Origin of the sequence: Pseudobacteroides cellulosolvens ATCC 35603 = DSM 2933, from assembly GCF_001262605.1 — a bacterium.
In the GTDB taxonomy this organism is placed as follows: Bacteria; Bacillota; Clostridia; order Acetivibrionales; family DSM-2933; genus Pseudobacteroides; species Pseudobacteroides cellulosolvens.
Map to the genome: position 1 here is coordinate 1,704,888 of NZ_LGTC01000001.1, position 22,305 is coordinate 1,727,192.

13 protein-coding genes are annotated in these 22,305 nt (G+C 36.8%); 2 read left to right on the top strand and 11 right to left on the bottom strand.

Translation table 11 applies throughout. The features are described 5' to 3' along the window. Window positions 1-95: 95 nt before the first annotated feature. Window positions 96-602, top strand: a complete 507-nt coding sequence (locus Bccel_RS06990; RefSeq protein WP_036942198.1) for a LiaI-LiaF-like domain-containing protein — start codon at window positions 96-98, stop codon at window positions 600-602. Between the two features lie 90 nt (window positions 603-692). Here Bccel_RS06990 and Bccel_RS06995 read toward each other — a convergent pair whose 3' ends face one another. The 11 genes from Bccel_RS06995 to Bccel_RS07045 form a co-directional block, all read right to left on the bottom strand. Further along, a complete protein-coding gene (locus tag Bccel_RS06995; protein ID WP_036942200.1) occupies window positions 693-2,087 on the bottom strand; it encodes an oxaloacetate decarboxylase subunit alpha in 1,395 nt (464 codons plus the stop codon). Between the two features lie 57 nt (window positions 2,088-2,144). Beyond that, the gene (locus tag Bccel_RS07000; protein WP_050753231.1) at window positions 2,145-2,525 is read right to left on the bottom strand and encodes a biotin/lipoyl-containing protein; all 381 of its coding nucleotides are present in this window, start codon (window positions 2,523-2,525) and stop codon (window positions 2,145-2,147) included. A gap of 34 nt (window positions 2,526-2,559) precedes the next feature. Continuing rightward, the gene (locus Bccel_RS07005) at window positions 2,560-2,748 is read right to left on the bottom strand and encodes a sodium pump decarboxylase subunit gamma (RefSeq protein ID WP_036942205.1); all 189 of its coding nucleotides are present in this window, start codon (window positions 2,746-2,748) and stop codon (window positions 2,560-2,562) included. Window positions 2,749-2,995: 247 nt separating this feature from the next. Then, entirely contained in the window at window positions 2,996-4,546 is a 1,551-nt protein-coding gene (locus Bccel_RS07010) for an acyl-CoA carboxylase subunit beta (protein ID WP_036942208.1), read from the bottom strand. Between the two features lie 244 nt (window positions 4,547-4,790). After that, complete coding sequence (locus Bccel_RS07015; protein WP_242853129.1) at window positions 4,791-5,507, bottom strand: 4'-phosphopantetheinyl transferase family protein; 717 nt, start codon at window positions 5,505-5,507, stop codon at window positions 4,791-4,793. Continuing rightward, a complete protein-coding gene (locus Bccel_RS07020) occupies window positions 5,504-13,846 on the bottom strand; it encodes a type I polyketide synthase (RefSeq protein ID WP_036942210.1) in 8,343 nt (2,780 codons plus the stop codon). The genes Bccel_RS07015 and Bccel_RS07020 overlap by 4 nt, the downstream gene beginning before the upstream one ends. A 60-nt stretch (window positions 13,847-13,906) precedes the next feature. Next, window positions 13,907-14,878: an alpha/beta fold hydrolase gene (locus tag Bccel_RS07025; RefSeq protein ID WP_036942213.1), complete on the bottom strand. Its 972-nt coding sequence runs from the start codon at window positions 14,876-14,878 to the stop codon at window positions 13,907-13,909. Window positions 14,879-14,884: 6 nt separating this feature from the next. Then, the gene (locus Bccel_RS07030; RefSeq protein ID WP_036942216.1) at window positions 14,885-16,369 is read right to left on the bottom strand and encodes a class I adenylate-forming enzyme family protein; all 1,485 of its coding nucleotides are present in this window, start codon (window positions 16,367-16,369) and stop codon (window positions 14,885-14,887) included. Between the two features lie 83 nt (window positions 16,370-16,452). Beyond that, on the bottom strand, window positions 16,453-17,493 hold the full coding sequence (locus Bccel_RS07035; protein WP_036942218.1) for a ketoacyl-ACP synthase III: 1,041 nt from the start codon (window positions 17,491-17,493) through the stop codon (window positions 16,453-16,455). A 22-nt stretch (window positions 17,494-17,515) separates the two neighbouring features. Continuing rightward, window positions 17,516-17,767: an acyl carrier protein gene (locus Bccel_RS07040; protein WP_242853130.1), complete on the bottom strand. Its 252-nt coding sequence runs from the start codon at window positions 17,765-17,767 to the stop codon at window positions 17,516-17,518. Between the two features lie 25 nt (window positions 17,768-17,792). Then, window positions 17,793-18,842 (bottom strand): 3-oxoacyl-ACP synthase III family protein, encoded by a 1,050-nt coding sequence (locus Bccel_RS07045; RefSeq protein ID WP_036942220.1) that lies wholly within the window; start codon window positions 18,840-18,842, stop codon window positions 17,793-17,795. A gap of 711 nt (window positions 18,843-19,553) precedes the next feature. On the opposite strand from Bccel_RS07045, the gene Bccel_RS07050 reads away from it, so the two are divergent. Beyond that, on the top strand, window positions 19,554-22,244 hold the full coding sequence (locus tag Bccel_RS07050) for a glycoside hydrolase family 9 protein (protein ID WP_050753232.1): 2,691 nt from the start codon (window positions 19,554-19,556) through the stop codon (window positions 22,242-22,244). Window positions 22,245-22,305: the final 61 nt, after the last annotated feature.

Consider the following 22,305-nt stretch of genomic DNA (forward strand, 5'->3'; position numbering starts at 1 on the left):
TACACCATAATTTTCTAGACATAGAAAATTTAAAATGAAAGTTAAATATTAATCATTACTAAAACTATTTATTTTTGGAAGGGATGGACGTTTTTATGAAAAAGAATAACCCCACGTTAGGAATAATATTGTTGGTAATAGGAGGTATCCTGCTTTACAATAACTTTTTCCACACTAACCTTTTTAGCATGGCTTACATGTGGCCAATGTTTGTTCTTGGTCTGGGACTCGTATTTGAATTAAATTACTTTACAACCAATAAGGCACCTGGATTGTTGGTACCCGGAGGAATCCTTACATCACTTGGTCTTCTATTCTTCTTTGAAACCTTTACACATTGGAGATTTTCAGAAATGACATGGCCAATTTATCCACTTGCAGTTGCAGTCGGCCTATTTCAATTGTACCTTTTCTCTGGAAGACCAAAAGGGCTGCTTGTACCTGTAGGAATCCTTACAGCCATTGGCGGTAGTTCATTTGCAATAATGTTTATTAACAGATTTACATCCTTTGCAGCACACAATTTATATGTTCCTGTAATTCTTATAATTCTTGGTGTGTTTTTCATTTTCGGGAGATCTGAAAAAAAAGGTGAATTTTAATATAAATGGCAATATTCCATAAAAAAGACACGGCACTATGGTATAACCACCAAAGTGCCGTGTCTTTATCTATTTTAGAATTTCAAACTCTTATACAGGATGAACCTTGTCTTTATAATCTACCATGTTGCTGTCAATACCATATTTTCCAGCTTGACGTAGCTTGAAGAAATTCTCTGCCACTTGTGGGAACAGTGCATATGACAATACATCTTCTTCCTGCTCCAAATACTCCTTCATCTGATCCCTTATACCATCAAGCTCAGGTGATAACAAATCAGCAGGCCTGCATGTAATTGGCTCCTCGTCTCCCAATATCTTATTGGTTATTTCTGCAGGTATCGGTGCTGGAGTCTTGCCGTATTCACCTTTAACAAGTGCTTTTGATTCCTTTGGAACCATTTTGTATCTCTCACCCATAAGTACATTTAAAACAGCCTGTGTTCCGACGATCTGGCTGGTAGGAGTTACAAGTGGAGGATAACCGAAGTCTTCCCTAACTCTAGGCACTTCTTTTAACACTTCCTCATATTTATCAACAGCATTGGACTGTTTAAGCTGGGATACCAAATTGGATAGCATTCCTCCAGGAACCTGGTATATAAGTGCATTTACGTCTACTCCCATAACCTTGACATCCAGTAGTCCGCTTTCCAAATACTTATCCTTTATTGGCCTGAAGTATTCTGCAATTTCACTCAACAATCCCAGATCTAGACCTGTATCAAACGGAGTATTTTTCAAAGTCGCTACAAGAGGTTCTGTTGCAGGTTGTGAAGTACCAAGGGCCATCGGTGATATAGCACAATCAACTACATCAACACCGGCTTCTATAGCCTTAAGGTATGTCATTGAACCAACACCGCTTGTATAGTGGGTATGAAGTTGCACAGGCACCTTTACATTTTCCTTGATTGCTTTTACCAGCTCAAATGCTGCATATGGAGTCAAAAGGCCTGCCATATCCTTTATGCATATGGAATCACTTCCCATTTCCACCAACTGCTTTGCATCATTAACAAAGTGCTGAAGGTTGTGAACAGGACTTATTGTATAGCAAACAGTTCCCTGTGCATGACCACCTTCCTTTTTACAAGCCTTTATTGCTGTTTCAATATTTCTCGCATCATTTAATGCATCAAATATTCTAAGTATATCAATACCGTTTGCAATGGATTTCTGTACAAAATATTCAACAACATCATCTGCAAAATTCTTATATGCCAATATGTTCTGGCCTCTTAGAAGCATTTGAAGCTTAGTTTTAGTTTTGCTTCTGATTTTTCTGAGTCTTTCCCATGGATCTTCGTCAAGAAACCTTAAGCAAGCATCAAAAGTTGCTCCTCCCCATGCCTCAAGGGAGTGATAACCAACACTATCCAATTTCTCCAATATGGGAAGCATATCATCAATTTTCATTCTGGTTGCTATAAGGGATTGATGAGCATCCCTTAAAACCGTTTCCGTAATACCAACCTTCGGCATATGACACCAACCTTCCTCAAATCTATTTAGGTATAATCCCACTTTTTGCAAGCGTTATTAGGATATGGAAACCATAACGTCTCCGGCACTTACTGCTGTACCCTTTCCAACATTTACGGAAGCAACTGTTCCATCCTGCGGTGCTGTAATTTCATTTTCCATTTTCATAGCTTCAAGTATCAAAAGTACCTGACCTTTTTTAACAGTATCTCCTGCATTAACATTCACCTTAAGAATCGTTCCAGGCATTGGAGCATTAACAGTTGTTGCTCCCTGTGGAACTGCAGTGTCTTTCTTTGGAGCTGCTGCAGGTGCTGCAGTTGCTGCCTGTGCCGCAGATGTCGGTGCTGCCTTTACAGGAGCACTTACAGGAACTGCTGATTCAACTTTCACCTCTTCTACTTCAACCTCATACTGATTTCCATTAACCTTTATCATATATTTTTCATATTATTTATCCTCCTGTCTAATGTTACGTATTAAGCTTTCTAGCTAACCTTTCAGTTCTTCCCATAGTGCTCCAAGCCGGCGATGTGGTTGGAACCCTAGCTATATTTCTTACAACAAGCCTATAGCCTTCTCTTGTATCCATTTGTGCAATAGCAGCAGATATTACCGCCACTATTTCATCATCTATTTTGTTAATTTTTTTGTTTGCCATAATCTCCTCCTGTTTAATGTCTTGCGACAGGTTTCCTTTGTAATGACTAAGAATATACCTTCCGCTATAAATTTCGCTCATGTGTTGACTTAGGTGATTCCTAAAAAATAACTGGACAACTGGCGATTTCAAAAATATTGAATTTAGTACTTTTCACCATTAAGAATTGACCAAGGAAATTTTTGAAATCGCCTTAACTCGTCAACACCCGCGTAGAAATCGGAAGTAATATTTTAGTCATTCCTTATTAAAGAGGAATGTTTCCATGCTTTTTGGCAGGTCTGTTTTCACGCTTGCTTGAAAGCATTTCAAGTGCATTTATAAGTCTTATCCTTGTTGTTGCAGGTTCAATAACATCATCAACATATCCCCTTGACGCAGCAACATAAGGATTTGAGAACTTGCTTCTATATTCTTCAATCTTTGCAGTTCTTGCTTCCACAGGATTCTCTGCCGATTGAATTTCTTTTCTGAATATTATGTTTGCAGCTCCGTCAGGACCCATAACAGCTATTTCAGCACTTGGCCATGCCAATACCATATCTGCACCCAAATGCTTGCTGTTCATGGCTATATAAGCACCGCCATAGGCTTTTCTCAATATTACATTTATCTTTGGAACTGTAGCTTCAGAGAAGGAGTAAAGTAGCTTTGCACCGTGTCTTATAACACCGTTATGCTCCTGTCCTACTCCTGGAAGATAACCTGGAACATCGGTAAGAGTTATCACCGGAATATTGAAAGCATCACAGAAGCGTACAAAACGTGCTGCCTTATCGGAAGAATTAACATCTAAAGCCCCTGCCATGAATTTTGGCTGGTTTGCTATTATACCGACAGTACCGCCGTTCAATCTACCAAATCCTATAATGATATTTTTTGCAAAATGCTTTTGAATCTCAAGAAAATCTCCATTATCAACGATCTTTGTTATAACATCCAACATATCATAAGGCTTGTTGGCTCCTTCAGGAATTATTTCATTTAATTCTTCGTCAATCCTGTTTAAATCGTCACCTTTTGGCTCATATGGTGTATCGGAAAGGTTATTATCAGGCAGGAAGCCTATAAGTCTCTTTATTTCTTCTATACATTCCATTTCGCTGCTGCTCTTAAAGTGAGCAACCCCGCTTGTTGAGTTGTGAGTATCCGCTCCGCCAAGCTTTTCAAAACTTACATCTTCACCTGTAACAGCTTTTATAACCTGAGGACCTGTAATAAACATCTGGCTGGTCTTCTCAACCATGAATATAAAATCTGTTATTGCAGGTGAATAAACCGCACCACCTGCACATGGTCCCATTATGACAGATATCTGGGGAATAACTCCCGATGCAAGGGTATTTCTGAAGAATATATCTCCAAAACCGCTTAGTGAGTCTATACCTTCTTCAATTCTGGCACCGCCCGAGTCATTGATGCTTAAAAATGGTGCTCCCATTTTCATTGCCATATCCATAACTTTTGTAATTTTCTTAGCATGCATTTCTCCCAAAGAACCGCCTATAACTGTGAAATCCTGCGAAGAAACAAACACCAGACGACCATTAACCGTACCATATCCGGTTACAACCCCATCGCCAGGTACCTTTTTTTTCTGCATACCAAACTCAATGCTTCTAGTCTCAACAAATGCGTCAATTTCAACAAAGCTGTTTTCATCAAAAAGTAGGTTTAATCTTTCTCTTGCAGTCATTTTTCCGCTTTCATGCTGTTTTGCAATCTTGTCGGCACCCCCGCCAAGACTGATACTTTCCTTTTTCGCATGGAGCTCATTTATTTTGTCTATATTTGCCATTAAATTACCACCCCATAATTATTATTATAAACTATTATTACCTGGTACTATTTATAAGATTATATATCAAATAAAATTATAATGCAATAAGCTTTTTCCCAAATTTTACTTAGGCATGTTGAAAATATAACATCCCATATAATTTCGCTTTCGCATTAACTTAATTAGCTATATTTATTATTATTACAAAAAAATAAAAAGCAATTAAAATAAATATTGCTTTTCAAAAACCGTTTTGTAAGACTTAAGTCATATCATCTTCGAATGCTATTGAGACGCAGAAATCTTGGCAAATGGCTGATTTAAACCTTATACTCCTATTATTGAAACTAATTTTCTCCTTTGATGTATCCAGCCCTTTGAAATCCATCTTCATTCCCAGTTTAAAAACCTTGGAAGCAGCCTCCTTCCTTGTCCAATAAGTCATTGTTTTTTGAGAAAACTGTACTCCTTCAAAACATTTCAAATCCTCTTTTTCATTTTTATTGTAGAAATATTCAATTAATGAGGGCTCCGGTTCTTCAACCCTCTCAATATCCACGCCTATCCTGTTTTTTGATACAATTCCAATGCAATATGGAAAGGAATGTGTTATTGAAACACATAATTCAGGATATTGAAGTATGTAGGGGGCTGAATCCTCCCCTTTCAATATATCTATGCAGGTAAGATCAAAAAGCCTTGAACCTGACATCTTATACTTAAACAAAGCAGACTTGACAGCGTATCTTCCTGAAACCCACTGAATTCTGTTCTTTTTAATCTTAAGGCTGTAAAAATGCTCCATCTCTTTATCGGAGAGTACTGAGAGAAGGTTTAAATCCTTCTCTTCCAGTCTTTTTTCAATTTCAACCATGTTCACAAGGCAGAACTCATATTTATAAGCTTCTCTTAATAAATCAAGGGTATTTTTTAAAATATATTCTGTTTTAAGAAAATTTGTCATACCACCCTCAATCATTGTGCTATTCTCTTAACAGTAACTCTTTTGGCATAGTAACAAACCTCTCCTTTATCATTGTAAAGTATGACATCGTATGATTTTTCACTGTCATTGCCGCTAATCCTTTTAGCATATGCCTTATATAGACCAGATTCCTTGGGTGTATTTACGATACCAAACTCCTCAACCTGCCATGGCAGATAAAGTCCATCAGTATCAACTGAAGAATGAATACCACAACACTGCATAAGAGAATCGGCAAAAGCCGGATTTATGAGCAGATTATCGAGATTATACTTTTTATTGTTTATCTGTTCTTCCGACAATGCAATTGACAGTACTACTCCCTGATCATTGTATTTAAACATATTGATTTTTGACGCTTTTTCATCCATAAATAATGGTCCTAAATTTATTGAATTAGGTAGTGTTTTTGACAATTGTTCAAGAGAATTCTTTAATAAAATTTCTTCCATATTGTCTGTTTCAATTTCTTTAAGTTCATTCAAATACTCATAATCTCCAATCATTGGTGAAACATTCATGCTATTTAGTTCAACCAGCTTGCCTTCACCAATTTTGGGCTTAAAGTAATTATAAAATGTAGCCTTCATGAAACCATTTGAGGATTTTTCAGGTTTCATTATAACTTCCTGAGGCTTTTCATTAAAGAGCTTTAAAGCATTATTAAATACTAGATTTTTAAAGCAATACTGATCCTTTTTTTCAAAAATCAAACTGTGTGCCTGTGCACACATTTCCATAAAACCAACAGCAGGCATCAAAGGTGTTTTTCCTACCCTGTGATGGTTAATAATAGGGTCTGATTTGACAGAAAGCACCTTATATATTCTCTTTATTTCCCCTTCTTTTTTGCTGACCCAGTCTATAAGAGATACTGCATTTTTTATACCATGCCATTTCTTTAATCCTACAAAAAAGCTAAGGCCTTTACTGATAACAATCTCATCTAGGTTTATATTGCTTGTTAATATATTTATAAACTCATTAACTCCTCTTTCAGGTTCAATCAAATGAAGTCCCATTTCCTCAGCATTTTCTTTAACAAACTCATTTCTCCAAGCCATTCCCAGGTCTTTCCACCCCGACCATGAAATACTGACAGCTCTAATTTTTTTATTTTGAGATTTAACCATGGACATAAAGCTGCTAAGAAAATTATTTGCCGAACAGTAATCCAACTGTGCTTCATTTCCAAACCTTCCTGATATGGACGAAAATGCAATAAGCACTTTTAAATGTTTTTTATCTATCAACCTATAAAGATTGCATAATCCATTAGCTTTAACTTCAAATACTTCCTCAAACTCTTCCTTTGTCTTCTGCCCTAAAAGCCTGCTTTTTTCTACGCCCGCACCATGAACAACAACATTTACCGGACCAAAATCTGCAATAGCACCATTGAGAACAGCTTTTAAACTTTCATGTTCTCTTATATCACAGCTGAAATAACGAACCTGGCATCCATTTTTTTTGATATCATTTATCAGATTGTAGACCGAAAGTGCCTTTATCAGTTTGTTGTGTTCTTTTTGAACCTCCGTTGGAGTTGCCTTCTTACCTTCCCTTTTAAGCTGGTCATATATTTCATGTTTTTTTTGCTCCAATGCGTTTTGATCAAGATTTGATAGTTCCTCAATATTAGAAGGCAACGCCGTTCTTCCAAGTATGGTTAGTTTTGCCTTTATATGTTTGGATATTCCAAGTGCAATTCCTGCAGTAATTCCATTTCCTCCTCCTGTTATTACAAAGTGGTTTGAATCGAATTTCTCAACCGGCATCATTTCACTTCGCTCTACATTATCCAGCTTTAAAGTCACTCTTTTATTATCAATATATCCAACCTCATAAAGACTTGAGCATTCCTCCAATTCATTATGAATCCTATCTAAAACACCATCATTGAGTATTAACCCGCTCTCTCCTCCCAAGTCAACTATTTTTACTTTAGATTTGCCAAGCTCTTTTCTAAGTCCTTTATAAAATCCGCTAAGTGCACCATAATATGGGTCACCCTTTGAATTTTCATCACTCACAAAACCAAAGCAGCCATCAACAAAAACTGTGCATAATATCCTTAATGCCGTATCCGGTCTTATTTGAGAGAATTTTTTATAAAATATGAACCTTGTTAAACTGTTTAAATGTAGTATTTCCTTTTCAGTTTCGTAAGTAAGTTTCTTAAATTCATAGACTTCTCCTAAATGCCCGCAATCTATAATGACATCAGTGCTTTTAATTGCATCTTTATAATTACCGATCTTTTCTTCCAGTTCCTCTGAATTAATGCATTTTTCAAATACAAAACCACTGACTCCCGAAGAGACCTTTTTAAAATGTTCGGAAATTAAACCTACTGTCTTTGAATTGTCACCAATAACCATTATGTTTTTGTCCTTTAAATCATAATCCTTATTTCCTATGTTTTCGGAAACAACCATAGGATATTGAACACATAGCTCTAATTCATGGTTATCATCTGCAGTAAATTCTTTTGCTTCTTCTTTTGTAATGTCGCTAGAATTGCTATTATCTGCATCATTTTGAGATTTTCCTGATTGCAGAGAAATAGGAGAATCGATACTTAAAACATTGCTCTTAACCATATTGATTAAAGATCGAATATTGTTTAGCTCTGATGTGTTTAACTTTACCTTTGCATCAAGATTGAATTTCTGACTTAACTCTGAAAAAATTGTTGCCTGCTTAATTGTATCAATCCCCAGATCAGCTTCAAGCTCCATATCATCCTCAAGCATATCAACAGGATATTGGGTAATCTCCGAAATAAGATTTAAAATCTCAATAGCAATATTATTACCATCCTTTATTTCCTGTTTTACATTATTGTCATTATTTCCCCTAATAATCTTTGTATCCTGCACACCTTTAATCTCTCGTAAAGGCTTTGTACTTATCTTACCCTTACCCTCTGATTTTTTACTGTTTCCTCTGACAAACTCTATTAAGGCCCCAATAGTATTGTAAATTGAAAGATTTTCTGAGCTTTCCCCTACAATTTCAAATCTTTCCCTTAAAATAGAGAATATAGTGGCTTGTTTAACAGTATCAATTCCCAAATCGGCTTCCATTTCCATTTCCTTATCAAGGAGTTCAACTGGATACAATGTTATTTCTGAAACAAGTTTTAAAACTTCAGCTTCGCAATCTTCAAAAGCAAGTTCCTTCATAGCAGGCTCTACTTTAAGTTTTCTCGAAGGAAGCTCTTCTTCATTGCTTGCAAATTGAGATTTCAAATTTCCATTATTATTGCACGCTTTTTCCAGTACAAGTTCTATGATATGCCCGATTGTAGGATAATTTGAGAGGGCTTGTCCTTCTGAAAGAACAAGCTTAAATTTCTCTGATAGGATAGAAAAAATCGTTGCCTGTTTGACTGTATCTATCCCCAAATCCGCTTCAAGTTCCATTGAAGGTTCAAGCATTTCTTTTGGGTATTTGGTTATATATGCATAAATTTCCAAAACTTCGTCCTTTATTTTCTCAGGGTTCTCTCTAGCAGGAGTTGCATTAGCTGTAGCTTTATTTGGTGTAGCTTTATCTGCTGTAGGTTTATTAGCTGCAGCTGATTTAACTTTATCAGTTGCATCAACAATATTTTCTTCCGCTAAATCCACCTTGCCTTTATCAACCAACTCATTGCCTGACTGAACCTCTGCAATAATAAGCCTTCCATTATTCTTTAACTCTGCATCTTTTGAAGATATCCTCTCAATCCATTCCCGGTATGCCTTACTGTTAACAATCCTTTCATCTCCGTTAGCTATTCTTTGCAGCAAATGATAGTTTCCATTCCCACCAAAAGCGGACACTGTCCTTAGCACATACTCCACCTCATAATTGCCGCCCTTGGATAAATTCAGGCCTTCAAGGTCAGGGTCAGGCTCCTTATAGTTTACTATTGGGGGAAGCTTCTGGTACTGCAGCACTTTTGCTGAAACAGCTTCTTCAATAGACGCTCCCAAGGTATGCCCTGTCATTCCCTTGGTATTAATTACTTTGATTTCCTTAAACTTATCGCCAAAAGTATTTTCCAGTGCTACTTTTTCCATGTTTGAGCATCCACTCTGCCTCCGTGAATAGGTTTCATGAGAGCAGTAAACCATCTTTGATGCTAAAGCATTTCTATTTAAATTATACTCGCTTTCCATCTTTGATATAAACTTATCCAACTCAATACAATGCCTTTTAACATCAATTCTTGTTTGATGTCCTGCTGCATTAAACAGATGAGTGCCTAAAATACGACATATACCGTTCATACCTCTTTTTGCAACATCAGAGTCCTTTTCAATTACAAGCCCAACAGCACCCGAGCCAAGAATCATACCATTTCTGCGGTTATCAAATGGAACCGCAGCATCATAAAGACTATCGGAATCAGTAAGTGCACCAATGCTTGAAAACGCAGCTGCAAACCACGGCAGCATATTCTTTCCGCTGCTTATATCCGCACCTATTATAATCATCCTCTTTGCATGTCCTGCTCTTATCAGATCCTCGGCAACAGTCACTGCACTTGCTGTTGACGAGCAAGCAGCACTTATATACATATTAGGTCCGGTAGCTCCAATAAACTGTGCAAGTCTGTTATTAGCCTGGGATGACAGCAGTGCCAGGAAATTATGATTGAATTCATAAACATCCGCTTCGGATGGATTGTTTGAAAGTCTTGAATAATGCAGTGCGAACCAATCGCTCAGTATCTTTTTTGACTCATAGTCACTTACCTTTGAAATCACCGCCTCAAAAAACATTAAGATATCCTTTCTTGCACTTGAGCCAAACTTTGCTGCAGTATACTTTGAAACTTCCGATATCACTGATTCAACTTGAGAATGGGCACTTGCAAAAATAATACCAGTACCATCCTGCAGTTCTTCCGGTAAAACAAGCCTTCCCGGCAGCATTGATCCTGAAGCTGTTTTTCTGAACTCCCTTACAAGAGGAATCCCAGCATCCTTTAAAGCCTCATACCCTGCCGCAACTCCTGCACATACGCTTTGAGTCATCTCATTTAACACCTTTTCATCAATGAGATAATCATTGATCATATCCATCTTTCCCATTTTGCCCAAAAGGTGGATTACCTCATTTATTGTTGTAATTTTCTTAAGCACTGAATCCTTTTCACTTTTAATAAGTCTTGTAATATTTAAATCCAATATACTTTCTGCTTCTTCATCGGTAAGAAGCTCAATCATGTTCTTCCCATCCACTATATACTGGAAATTATCATCTGTAAAAGCTTTCTTGAATGTACCCGGAAGTCCCATTGATACACCGCTGTATACCAGACTTTCCCCGGGATTTATTCCTATATAACCGTAATTTTTATGTAGGGTATCAGTTATATCTGATATTGTGCTATCCACGTTAGTACTTATTAATCCTTGGCTTTCGTTTTTGCTTGGAACTTTAATTTTATCCATATGGGGTATTTCAGCAGCCTGAGCTTCTACTTTATAAACAACAGTGCTGACATTTTCCTCATGTAACCCAAGAACATTATTTGAAGGCACGTAATTAAGCTCCACACCATGAGCAAAAAGCATTGCAAGTGCTTGTTTAAAGCCCTCAACGGGACACTTGCTCTTGTTGTTTATATTTATTACCTTAACATCCTTATCGGAGAGTATATTTTTAACAAGGTTGGTCAAAACATTTGAAGGACCGGATTCTATAAATACCCTAACCCCTTTGTCATAAAGCATTAATATTGATTCAGCGAACCTTACAGGTGACAGTATTTGTTCCTTCAACACAGCAGCCATATCGTCGGTCCCTGTGCTCAAATCGTTGTATAATTCAGTTAAATGGCATGCTACCATTTTAAATTTGGGATTATTAAACTTGATTTCCTTTATACTTTCATAAAAGGAATCTGCAGCTTTTGATACCATGCTTGTATGAAATGCATGAGATACATTTAAAAGTGTAGTTTTGTATCCGTTTTGGTTTAAATATTCGGAAAATTTTTCAATTTCTTTGCTTTCGCCTCCTACAACAGTCTGATCCATAGAATTGATGTTAGCAATGCTTACGCCAAATCCACTAGACTTGATGATTTCTCCAACCTTATCTGCTTTTTCCTTTATGCTAAGCATCCTGCCTCTTTTATTTTCATCAATCCTGTCAAATGAATAGCCTCTTTCACCTATTATGTTTACAGTTGATTTTAAATCAATCATTTCCCCTGCAAACAGCGATGTGATCTCCCCAAGGCTGTGGCCAATCATGTAGTCAGCCTTAATCCCAGCTTCACATAGGAGCTTGTACACTCCCATATTACTGATAAACATTGCAGGATGAGTATTTTTTGTGTTTTTCAGCTTATCTTTAAGTTGTTCATCATCGTTACCAAAAACCAAAGATGTTATGGGACTATTATATTTAGATTCCCAAATTGCATCTGCCTTCATATAGAAAGCCTTTACACCAGGGTAAGTTTCATAAAGGCCTCTTAACATATTTGGGTATTGTGAGCCTTGACCTGGAAACATAACAGCTATTTGAGAAGATGGTACCTCTGGTCCATTTCCTACATAAATACCCTTGAGGTTAAGTAAATTAGCCTCATTCAATCTGTCTTCCCTTATATACTGTTCGACCAGTTTCCATTTATCCTTCAGCTGGTAAAGCGAACTGGCACAAATGGATATACGCCAACCATGCTTACAGCTGGCAGATATGTTATTAAGATAAACAGTCTTCTCAAAGTAATCTTCCGATTCTTCGCATTTTTCAATGAATGACTTGTATTCATCAATCACAGCTTCAATGGAATCACCTGAAAACAAAATGGCCTCTTCCTTATCTGCTGTATTATTTTCATTATTCTTGTATTTATTTATATTATTAAAACTGTATGATTTTTGTAAAAACTCCGGCCTGAATTCCTCCAGGCAAATATGATAATCAGCCCCTCCAAATCCATAAGCACTTATATTTGCTCTTCTTGGATGCTGCGAATTCTCAATCCATTTTTTGTTATCTTGTAGTACATAAAAAGGCGAACCTTCCAACTGCAGCTTGGGATTTATCTCCACTATATTTGCAGAAGCAGGCAGTATTTTGTTTTCAAGTGCCAGTGTAGCTTTTATTAAACCAGCAATCCCTGCTGCATTTTTTAAATGACCAATATTTGACTTTATCGATCCAAGACCACAGTTATTTTCCTTTTGGGCACCCAGTCCGGCAAATGCTTTTTTCAATGCTGATGTCTCCACCACATCTCCCACAATGGTTCCGGTTCCATGAGCCTCAATCATTTCAATAGTATCAACTGAATAATCTGCCATTTTGCATGCACTTTTTATAACCCTAATCTGACCTTCCTCACTTGGTGCTGCAATATACTTGCCTTTACCATCGCTTCCCTGTCCATATCCTGAAATTATGGAGTAAATATGGTCACCATCCCTTAGAGCATCAGAAAGTCTTTTAAGTACTATTGCACCACCGCCAAGTCCCATAACAAATCCATTTGCCCTTGAATCAAATGGATATGATCCATCAGGAGATAACGCATTTATACCACTAAAGGATACTAATCCAATTTCCGATAATGTTACTTCCACACCTCCGGTTACTACCGCATCATACTCATTATTTAAAAGACCTGAAACACCTGCTGCAATAGCTGTAAGCGAAGATGCACATGCAGCATCAATTACATATGATGGCCCCCACAAATCCAATATATTAGAAATTCTACCCGCAATTATATTTTGTAAATATCCTGGAGCTGTATCCTCTATTACAGGTTGTGTATTTTTTAAAATATCATCAGAAACATCTTTTAATACCTGTTGAATTTCAGTTAACTTTTCTTTAGAAACCTCAGGATGGTTTAATATATGGCTTTCTACATTGGCAAAAAAAGTTCTTCTTACTAAATTTTCAAACTTATCACCAGGAGCTCCATTACACAGGATAACTGCTGTACGATCTTTCGGAAGACTGCTTTTCATTGTCTCGATAGCTTGGTCAACACAGTATATTGCAGTCTTCTGGTTATTGTCCATATAAGCTGAAACTGCCGGCGGTATTCTATATTTTCTTCCCAAATCCAGAAAATTAAATTCATCGATGACTGCAGCTATCTTTGTATAAGTTTTGTCCTCCTTATTTATTTTCCCTTTTGCCTCGGGTCTGTAGAATACAGATTTATTAAAATAATAATCCGGTATTTCCTTTATAGATATTCTTTTTTCCAATATATTTTTCCAAAGAGTTTCTTTATTCATTGCATCCGGCAAAATACAACCCAAAGCAACAACAGCAACCCTCTCCTGAGGATAATAATATTTCATAACAACAACCTCCAAATTACATTCATCTAATATATAATCACTTAAATTCAAAAGTGATATTTAATCATTCCTTATATCATTAATAAATTTATATATGTCTCTAGAAAGCCTTGGCACCCGTAAAACATTCAAATGTCCCGCCGAATACTCTATAGCATTTTTAATACCTGTTTTAGCTATAAAAGAATAATATTTGTCTCTTTCAATGATTTGATCAAATATTGAATAAACCATTGCCAGGTTATCAACCTTGAAATCCTTACTTATATTTTCGCAGGGGTCCATTTCGGTTAATATTTTTAATATTTTATCCTTTTTAAGCTTACTCTCATCAAGGTCCCTTCCCACAGTATGGAGTAAATGGGTATCCCAAGCCAGTCGCTTTAACTCCGTAACCGGGTTTAACAAGAATGTTTTTATCTCACTTCTCTTTAGTAAATAATATTGAAATGCTGCACACCCTCCCATACTGAATCCTAAAAGTCTTCTGGGCAAACTATTATGGTATCCTATAAACTGCATGGAGGCTTCAATATCTAATACAGTTTGTCTAAATGCATTCCTAGTCCTGAACAAATCCGCACTGAAAAAGTACTCGCCTCCAAAAATGCTTTCATTTGGTTTTCTATCAAAATGATAGGGTAAAACCATAAAATATATATTGAAATTTAATTGGTTTAGCTGCTTGATTAAGAACAGGTAATTTACTATATTGTCATCAAACAATCCATGAATCAATAGTATATTACACTCGGGACTATCTGAAGGAAAATAATAAATGTGAATATTGTTATTCTCCAAATAGTACTGTTGCTTATAAAATGATGGAATCTGAAATTGATTAACCCCATTGGAAGTATCAATTTTTTTGATTTGAGAACTTTCAAGTATTAGCTCATCCATAATATTAAACGGCACGTCTTCATTAATAAAAAATGAATCATCTGGTGAGTGCCTTACTTTTGTGAGCTTCTCGTTTATGAGCTTTTCCATTGACAACCTGTCAACGAACTTGGAACTTGCTTCATTCAAGTAAAATCACCTCATATCCTTAAGTGCCTTTTTATCGATCTTGCCAAGATTATTTCTTGGAAACTCTTCAATTATTTTAATATATTTCGGCACCTTGAAGTTTGCAATTTTACCTGAAACATATTTTATGAGATCCCTCTCAGTAGCTTTTGCATTATCCTTTATAACCACATATGCCTTTACGATCTCACCATATATATTGTCTTCAATACCTATTGCAGCAGAATCAACAACATCTTCATGGGAGTTTATTGCCGCTTCCACTTCTAAAGGTGAAATTTTTAACCCCGCAACATTAATAACGTCATCTTTGCGTCCACATATTACAAACGAACCGTCGCTTCTCCTATAACCATGATCACCGGTATATATCCACCCGTCTCTTATCCTTTCTGCTGTTTCCTCCGGTTTGTTCAGGTAACCCAGCATTATGCCCCTGCCTCTTACCCTGATTTCTCCTATTATGCCATCTTCCAAAACACTGCCGTCTTCATCAACTGCACTGATCTCCAATATACCCTTTGGCGGAAACCCAACATTTCCAGCTGGCTCAGGCAACATATTCATCCTGCTGGAAATAAGTGTTGTTGTCTCTGACATACCATATCCTTCATCAAGATATATTCCTGTTATTCTATACCAGGATGAAGCTGTCTCATAATTTAAAGGAGCTGCCGCCACAAAAGCAGCTTTTAACTTCCTCAAAGAATCATGAATAGATTCATATCTTAATAACTGCTGGAAATGTGTAGGAACACCAAAAATATGTGATATATTTTCACTCAATATGATTTGGGAAATTTTAATTGGCTGAAAGGATCTTAGAAAGACTAATGCAGCTTTACCCCTTAGGCAGGGGATAAAGATAGAAATGCAGCCATATCCATGAGAGAAGGGTACAAAACATAACAATCTGTCATCCTCATTGTGTATGTACTTGGAATGATAGCTTTTTTCTAAAAATGTAAAGAAGTTACCCGCTGGTATCATAACTCCCTTTGGTTTTGATGTAGAACCGGATGTATATAGGAGCATTGCAAGTTCATTCTCACTGTAACTGTAAAACTTCTTTCCTACATGAACAAAATCCCTTAATTCATTCTCAAACTCATTAATATTAATTACTTCTGTCTTTTCCTTTTCTACCATATCCATGTCAGTGGTTTTGAGGTGAGTAAACACACACTTTGCACTTGAATCCTCTATATAGTAAATAACCTCATTTGATTTTAATAATGGATCTATGAGACAAACAACACCACCAATGTATTGAATTGCAAGTAATATTACTGCTGCTTCTATACTATTATATAGATGCGTTGCAATTACATCACCATTGGTATACCCCTTGTACTCTAAAAGTCCGGCAGTTTTTTTCACTTCCTCCATGAGACTTTTGTAGGTAAGTCTTCTCCCACTTTCAGCATCAATGAGTGCTTCCAGTTCCAAATATTTTTCTTCAGTATCAAATAACAATTGGCAATAATTCATCTATTAATCTCCCCCTATGTAAGTCATGAATGAAAAATTATAAATGATCAAATCTACAGCTGTAAAATTGATATTATTTTTCATTAGTACCTGAATATCATCCCTCCACTGCTGGCTCCTGCACCATGTGCCTGCATCATTACAAGATCACCTCTCTTTAGTCGGCCAGAAACAATAAGATCATCAAGGTTTAACGGACTCATTGCAGACACAGTATTTCCATGCTTGTAAAACAAGCTTTGACTTTTTTCCTTGGGAATTCCAATCTCTTTAAGCTGTGCTTCCCACATCTTGGTTGTTTGATCAGAAGTTATAAAAAAGTCAATATCATCAATTTTAAGACCAGTCTCAAATAACAGCTTATCAGCTACAATTTTGGAATACGCTACAGCACTTTTAAAAAGCAAATTACCATCAGCTATTCTCATAAAAAAAACACTAGGATCCAAATCTTTCATCTCTTCCCTAACAAAGCTGGTGCCAAATGTTATTTTTGCAATATCGTACATCGAGTGATTTGTCAGTAGATAAGATGCTAAAAAACTTTTTACTTCAGAGTGTCCTATAAGCATTGCCGCTACACCATCTCCATTCAGAAAAACCGTCTTGGGGTCAGGATCATTCCAATATCTTGTGGCTTTTGCACTTACAGCACCACCCAAAATAAGGATATAGTCATCTCCGGAGGCAATGTAGCGGATTGCCAAATCCATAGCATGAATAAAACCGCTGCATGCAGCGTAAATATCGAAGGAAGGTATCCCTTTTTTAGCCCCAAGCTTTTTTAGCAATCCTATCGATGATGCAGGTATAACATAATCACCAAACAGCTTGGTGCAAATAACCCTATCAACCTTATCAATATCTACTTCAGCTCTTTCAAGGCATTGTGAAGCAGCTGCAGCCATTATGTCTACTAATTTTTCATCAACACTACTCCATCTTCTTTCCTTTATCCCCAACGAGTACTCTACTGCCCTGGCAGTTGCCATTATTTTGTATTGATCAATAATATCCTGATTTGTAACCACATCTTTTGGAAGGCCTACACCTGTAGAAATTATCCTGGCATATCTATCAATTTCCAGCGGCCTTATTTCAGGAAACTTTACTTCTCTATCCATTACCCCACCACTTCCTAGCAGCTTAAACTTCCTGCATTTTACATAGAATATAATTAACAAGGTTCTTCATAATAAACAGTTCTGAATTTCCTTCAACCATGGGAATGGAAAAAGTCTCCGAAAATCTGAATCCCAGTTCAACAAGTGCAATAGAATCTGCACACAGCTCTTCTACTAGATTTGTTTCAGGATTAACCTCATTTTCACTTACCCTTAGATAATCTACCACTATTTCTTTTACCTTGTCATAAACCTCATTTTCTTTCATGTTCATTTTCATCCTCCATAAATTTTAAATATTAAACTTTATATATTAAGCCTCCACCGCTTAGACCTTCTCCATGCGATATCAACATAATATTCATACCTTTTTCAATCCTGCCATTTCTATAGCCGTAATCCAAAAGCATCGGCAGCATTGCAGACATGGTATTCCCATGATCCTTTAAAAGTGTTATGCTTTTTTCCTTGGCCACCCCCAATGTTTCCAGGGTAAGCTCCCAAATCTTGTGATTGTTTTCTGTAACCAGAACCAAATCCATATCCTTTATAGAAAGACCGCTTTCCAAAGAAAGATTTAATGAAATGGCTACCGCTGCCTGCCTGTAAAACTCCTCTGCATCTTTCCAGTTTTCCATTCTATATGTATCAAATACAAGTGGCATCTGTTCCTTCAAACTTAAGTTTTGTCCCATATCCACAATTGTAAGGGGTGTTATTGCTGTTGCATGCTCGTAATACTCGTAATTAGAATAAAAATAACTTGCCATGATATGCTGTTCCTTTGAATGTCCAAATAGTATTGATGCCGCACCATCTCCAAATAAAAAAGCTATTCTTGGATCTGTCTTACTTACAAGCTTGTTACAAATTCCACCTGCTGCTATTAATACATAATCGTCCCCAGTGCTTATATATCTTGAAGCAGCATCAACAGAGTGCAAAAAAGAAGATGTTCCCCCATCAATGTCAAAAGCATGTACTGCAGTAGTACTTTGAATCTTTCGCTGTAATATGCTTGCTGTCATTGGCAGCAGGTTATCCCCATAAAACTTATTTACTATAAGCCTTGATAAGTCATCAGGCTTTAATCCATACTGTTTAAGGCACTTATCTGCTGCTGCTTTTAAAATATCACTGTCAGACTCATGATCATAAGCAACATGCCTGGTTTCAACTCCTATGGACTTTATAATTGCAGAGCTTTTGAAAGGCAGGTCATATCTACTTATAATTTCATCATTGCTTAATATATTCTCAGGTATGAAAGATGCAACAGATTTTATTTCGCAATAACGATTAATGTTTTTCCTTTTATATTCAGGAAAAAAATAATTTGTATTCCTCATATATCCCCCCAAAGTTTAACAATGAATTTAATAACAAAGTGTTATTAGATAAACTCCAATCTTTCTATCGTAATATTCGAATTTTACAATATCCAAAGAACATTAAAACAATTAATTATAGTAATCAACGCTTTAATGGTTTTTTAATAAATAAAAATGCTTTACTTTCTTTTTGTACTTCAACAATTTATTGGATTAATTATTCCGGTCTGACACTTGGGATAGTGCCATAGCTTCAACAATACTCACGTAAAGGCAGTATAAAAAGCTTTTGAAGTTATGTATAACCAATAACCCCGGATAAGGCTGGTTTTAAGATAATTAATGCCTGATGCAGGCACTTTAAATATAGACTAAAACTTCAAAAAATTCAATAGAGCCATAATTTAATTTACAATGTTCAAAGTAGTTCGTTATTTGTTCAACTTTATGTAAAATTGCTAACGATTTTCATATAAATATGATAATACAGAACAAAAAAAATGTAAAGTCCTTAGCAGTATAAGTTAGCAAAATTCATTTTATCCGAATAAAAAATGTTTATAAACCTCCAATGTAAAGAATTGCCCCCAACGCTCCATAATGGTATAATTTAATTGAAATAGATCAATTAAAAGCGTTTAACTTTTAATTTAATTAAAATTTTTAGAGGGGGGTCTGAAAGATATTTATTTAATTATAAAAAGAATTTTTATTTAATAGGAGGTTAAAATGTTTAGTAAAAAAGGTTTTTTTAAAAAAGTATCAGTGTTATTGTCAGCTACTTTGCTGACGTCTGTAGTAGTTATTCCTCAAACTACTGCTACTTCCAATGCTGCACCAAGCTATAACTATGGCGAAGCATTACAGAAGTCAATTATGTTTTATGAGTTCCAACGCTCCGGAAAACTTCCTGAAAACAAGAGAATGAACTGGCGCGGAGATTCAGGTCTCACAGACGGTGCTGATGTAGGTGTTGATCTGACCGGTGGTTGGTATGATGCAGGTGATCATGTAAAGTTCAATCTCCCAATGGCTTATACCGTTTCAATGCTCTCATGGAGTGTATATGAGGCAAAGGATGCCTACAAAAAAAGCGGACAACTTCCCTATATTTTAGACAACATAAAGTGGGCTACAGACTTTCTGATCAAGTGCCATACTGCTCCAAACGAATTCTATTACCAGGTTGGAGACGGTAACGATGACCATAAATGGTGGGGTCCCTGTGAAGTAATGCAGATGGCAAGACCATCACATAAACTCACTACTGCAAATCCCGGTTCTACAGTTGTTGGTGAAACTGCAGCAGCTTTAGCTGCAGCATCAATTATATTCAAAGAAACTGATCCTACATATTCTGCTATTTGTTTAAAACACGCAAAAGAGCTCTTTACTTTTGCCGATACTACAAAAAGCGATAAAGGTTATACAGCGGCAACCAACTTCTATACTTCACACAGCGGATTTATAGATGAATTGACCTGGGCTTCCACATGGCTATATATGGCAACCCAGGATAAAACATACCTTACTAAAGCTGAATCCTATGAACCTAGCTGGCAGAGAGAAAACCAGTCCACCGATCTAAAATTCAGATGGGGAATGTGCTGGGACGATAAGCTTATGGGCTGTTTCCTGCTCCTTGCCAAGTTAACAGAAAAAACGGTATACAAGGAAGCAATTGAAAGACACCTGGATTGGTGGTCCGTTGGCGTAGGTTCTTCACGTATAGCCTACACCGCTAAAGGACTTGCGTGGCTAACCACATGGGGCTCATTAAGGCATGCATCCACTACGGCATTTTTGGCAAGTGTCTATGCTGACTGGAGCGGATGCAGCTCAGATAAAGCAAAAGTCTATAATGATTTTTCAAAGCAGCAAATAGATTACTGCCTTGGAAGCACAGGCAAGAGTTTTCTTACAGGCTTTGGGGTAAATCCTCCACAGCATTATCACCACAGAACTGCCCACGGCTCATGGTACGATTCCATGAAAGTGCCTGAAAACCACAGGCATACACTGATTGGAGCTCTTGTTGGCGGACCGAAGAGTGCAGCAGACAATTCATACTATGACAAGGTTGACGATTATGAGTCAAACGAAGTAGCATGCGACTACAATGCAGGCTTTGTCGGTGCTTGTGCAAAGATGTATGAAGACTATGGCGGTACACCCATACCAGATTTAAAAGCAATTGAACCTGTTACTGAAGATGAGTTCAGCGTGGAAGCTGCTATCAACAACCAGAGTGCAAATCATATTGAAATTAGGGCATTCCTTCTGAATAAATCTGCATGGCCTGCAAGGATGGGCGATAAGCTTTCCTTCAGATATTTTGTTGATTTGTCCGAGGTTATTGCTGCCGGTGCAAAGCCATCAGACATAAAAGTATCATCAAACTACAGTCAGGGGGGCTCCGCTAAAGGTCTTACACCTTGGGATGAATCCAAAAATATTTATTATGTCACCCTCGACTTTACAGGAACTAAAATATATCCAGGCGGCCAGTCACAGCATAAGCATGAAATACAGTTCAGAATATCAGCTCCTGAGGCAACAACTTACTGGGATAGCAAAAATGACTTCTCATTTAAAGGAGTATCAACAGATTCCAATGCAGCTGTGAAGGTAACTAATATGCCTGTATATGATAACGGAGTATTGGTTTATGGAATTGAGCCAGGAGGAAACTCTTCATCAACTCCTCCGTCTTCAAAACCTACTCCTACCCCTACTTCACCAAGCTCTCAAACAGGCTATAAGGTTTATGGATATTTAAAACCGAGTTTTAGTTATACTGCAAATCAGGCAGCGGCTGTACAAGCCGGATTCAAGGTTGAGTTTGAAGGTACTTCATTAAGTGCAGAGTCAGATGAAAACGGCTATTTTGAAATCAAAAATGTGCCAGGCAACAAGGAATATACCCTTGTAATAAGCAAGGCCGGCTATCTTACAAGGAATATTTCTCCAATTATAGTTAACGGTGATAGAAAAATTTTCTCAAAAGCTGCACCTATTGACATGTGGGCAGGTGATATTCCTGTAAATAATGTTCAGAATAATTCTATCAACATGTCCGATGTTATAGAAGTAGCAAAATCCTTCGGTAAGACATCCACCACTTCGGGTTTTATATCCTCAGCAGATTTTAATAAGGATAATACAATAAATATGGCAGATGTTATTATTCTGGCTGGAAACTTCAACAAAACACAAGCGGATTACCCCAGCTTTGTTTTAGGTGACTTTAGTCTTGATGGAGTGCCTTACCAAATGCAAGACACATTAGACTTTGCTAATCGTTATGGTATTGAAGATATGGAGTATACTCCTCAGTTCAGAATTCTATCCGGTGATACAAATGGTGATGGAAAAATTGAAGAATCTGATTTTACTCCACCAGAATATATATTAGAATAAATATATAAATATAGCTTTTGGGATTTCTGATTGCAAACATAGGTAGTTAGGTATCTCTTTT

Bases quoted from the DNA above. Each gene is read 5' to 3' on its own strand.
- Bccel_RS06990 (WP_036942198.1), top strand. From the start codon at position 96: ATGAAAAAGAATAACCCCACGTTAGGAATAATATTGTTGGTAATAGGA.
- Bccel_RS06995 (WP_036942200.1), bottom strand. From the start codon at position 2,087: ATGCCGAAGGTTGGTATTACGGAAACGGTTTTAAGGGATGCTCATCAA.
- Bccel_RS07000 (WP_050753231.1), bottom strand. From the start codon at position 2,525: ATGATAAAGGTTAATGGAAATCAGTATGAGGTTGAAGTAGAAGAGGTG.
- Bccel_RS07005 (WP_036942205.1), bottom strand. From the start codon at position 2,748: ATGGCAAACAAAAAAATTAACAAAATAGATGATGAAATAGTGGCGGTA.
- Bccel_RS07010 (WP_036942208.1), bottom strand. From the start codon at position 4,546: ATGGCAAATATAGACAAAATAAATGAGCTCCATGCGAAAAAGGAAAGT.
- Bccel_RS07015 (WP_242853129.1), bottom strand. From the start codon at position 5,507: ATGATTGAGGGTGGTATGACAAATTTTCTTAAAACAGAATATATTTTA.
- Bccel_RS07020 (WP_036942210.1), bottom strand. From the start codon at position 13,846: ATGAAATATTATTATCCTCAGGAGAGGGTTGCTGTTGTTGCTTTGGGT.
- Bccel_RS07030 (WP_036942216.1), bottom strand. From the start codon at position 16,369: ATGAATTATTGCCAATTGTTATTTGATACTGAAGAAAAATATTTGGAA.
- Bccel_RS07035 (WP_036942218.1), bottom strand. From the start codon at position 17,493: ATGGATAGAGAAGTAAAGTTTCCTGAAATAAGGCCGCTGGAAATTGAT.
- Bccel_RS07040 (WP_242853130.1), bottom strand. From the start codon at position 17,767: ATGAACATGAAAGAAAATGAGGTTTATGACAAGGTAAAAGAAATAGTG.
- Bccel_RS07045 (WP_036942220.1), bottom strand. From the start codon at position 18,842: ATGAGGAATACAAATTATTTTTTTCCTGAATATAAAAGGAAAAACATT.
- Bccel_RS07050 (WP_050753232.1), top strand. From the start codon at position 19,554: ATGTTTAGTAAAAAAGGTTTTTTTAAAAAAGTATCAGTGTTATTGTCA.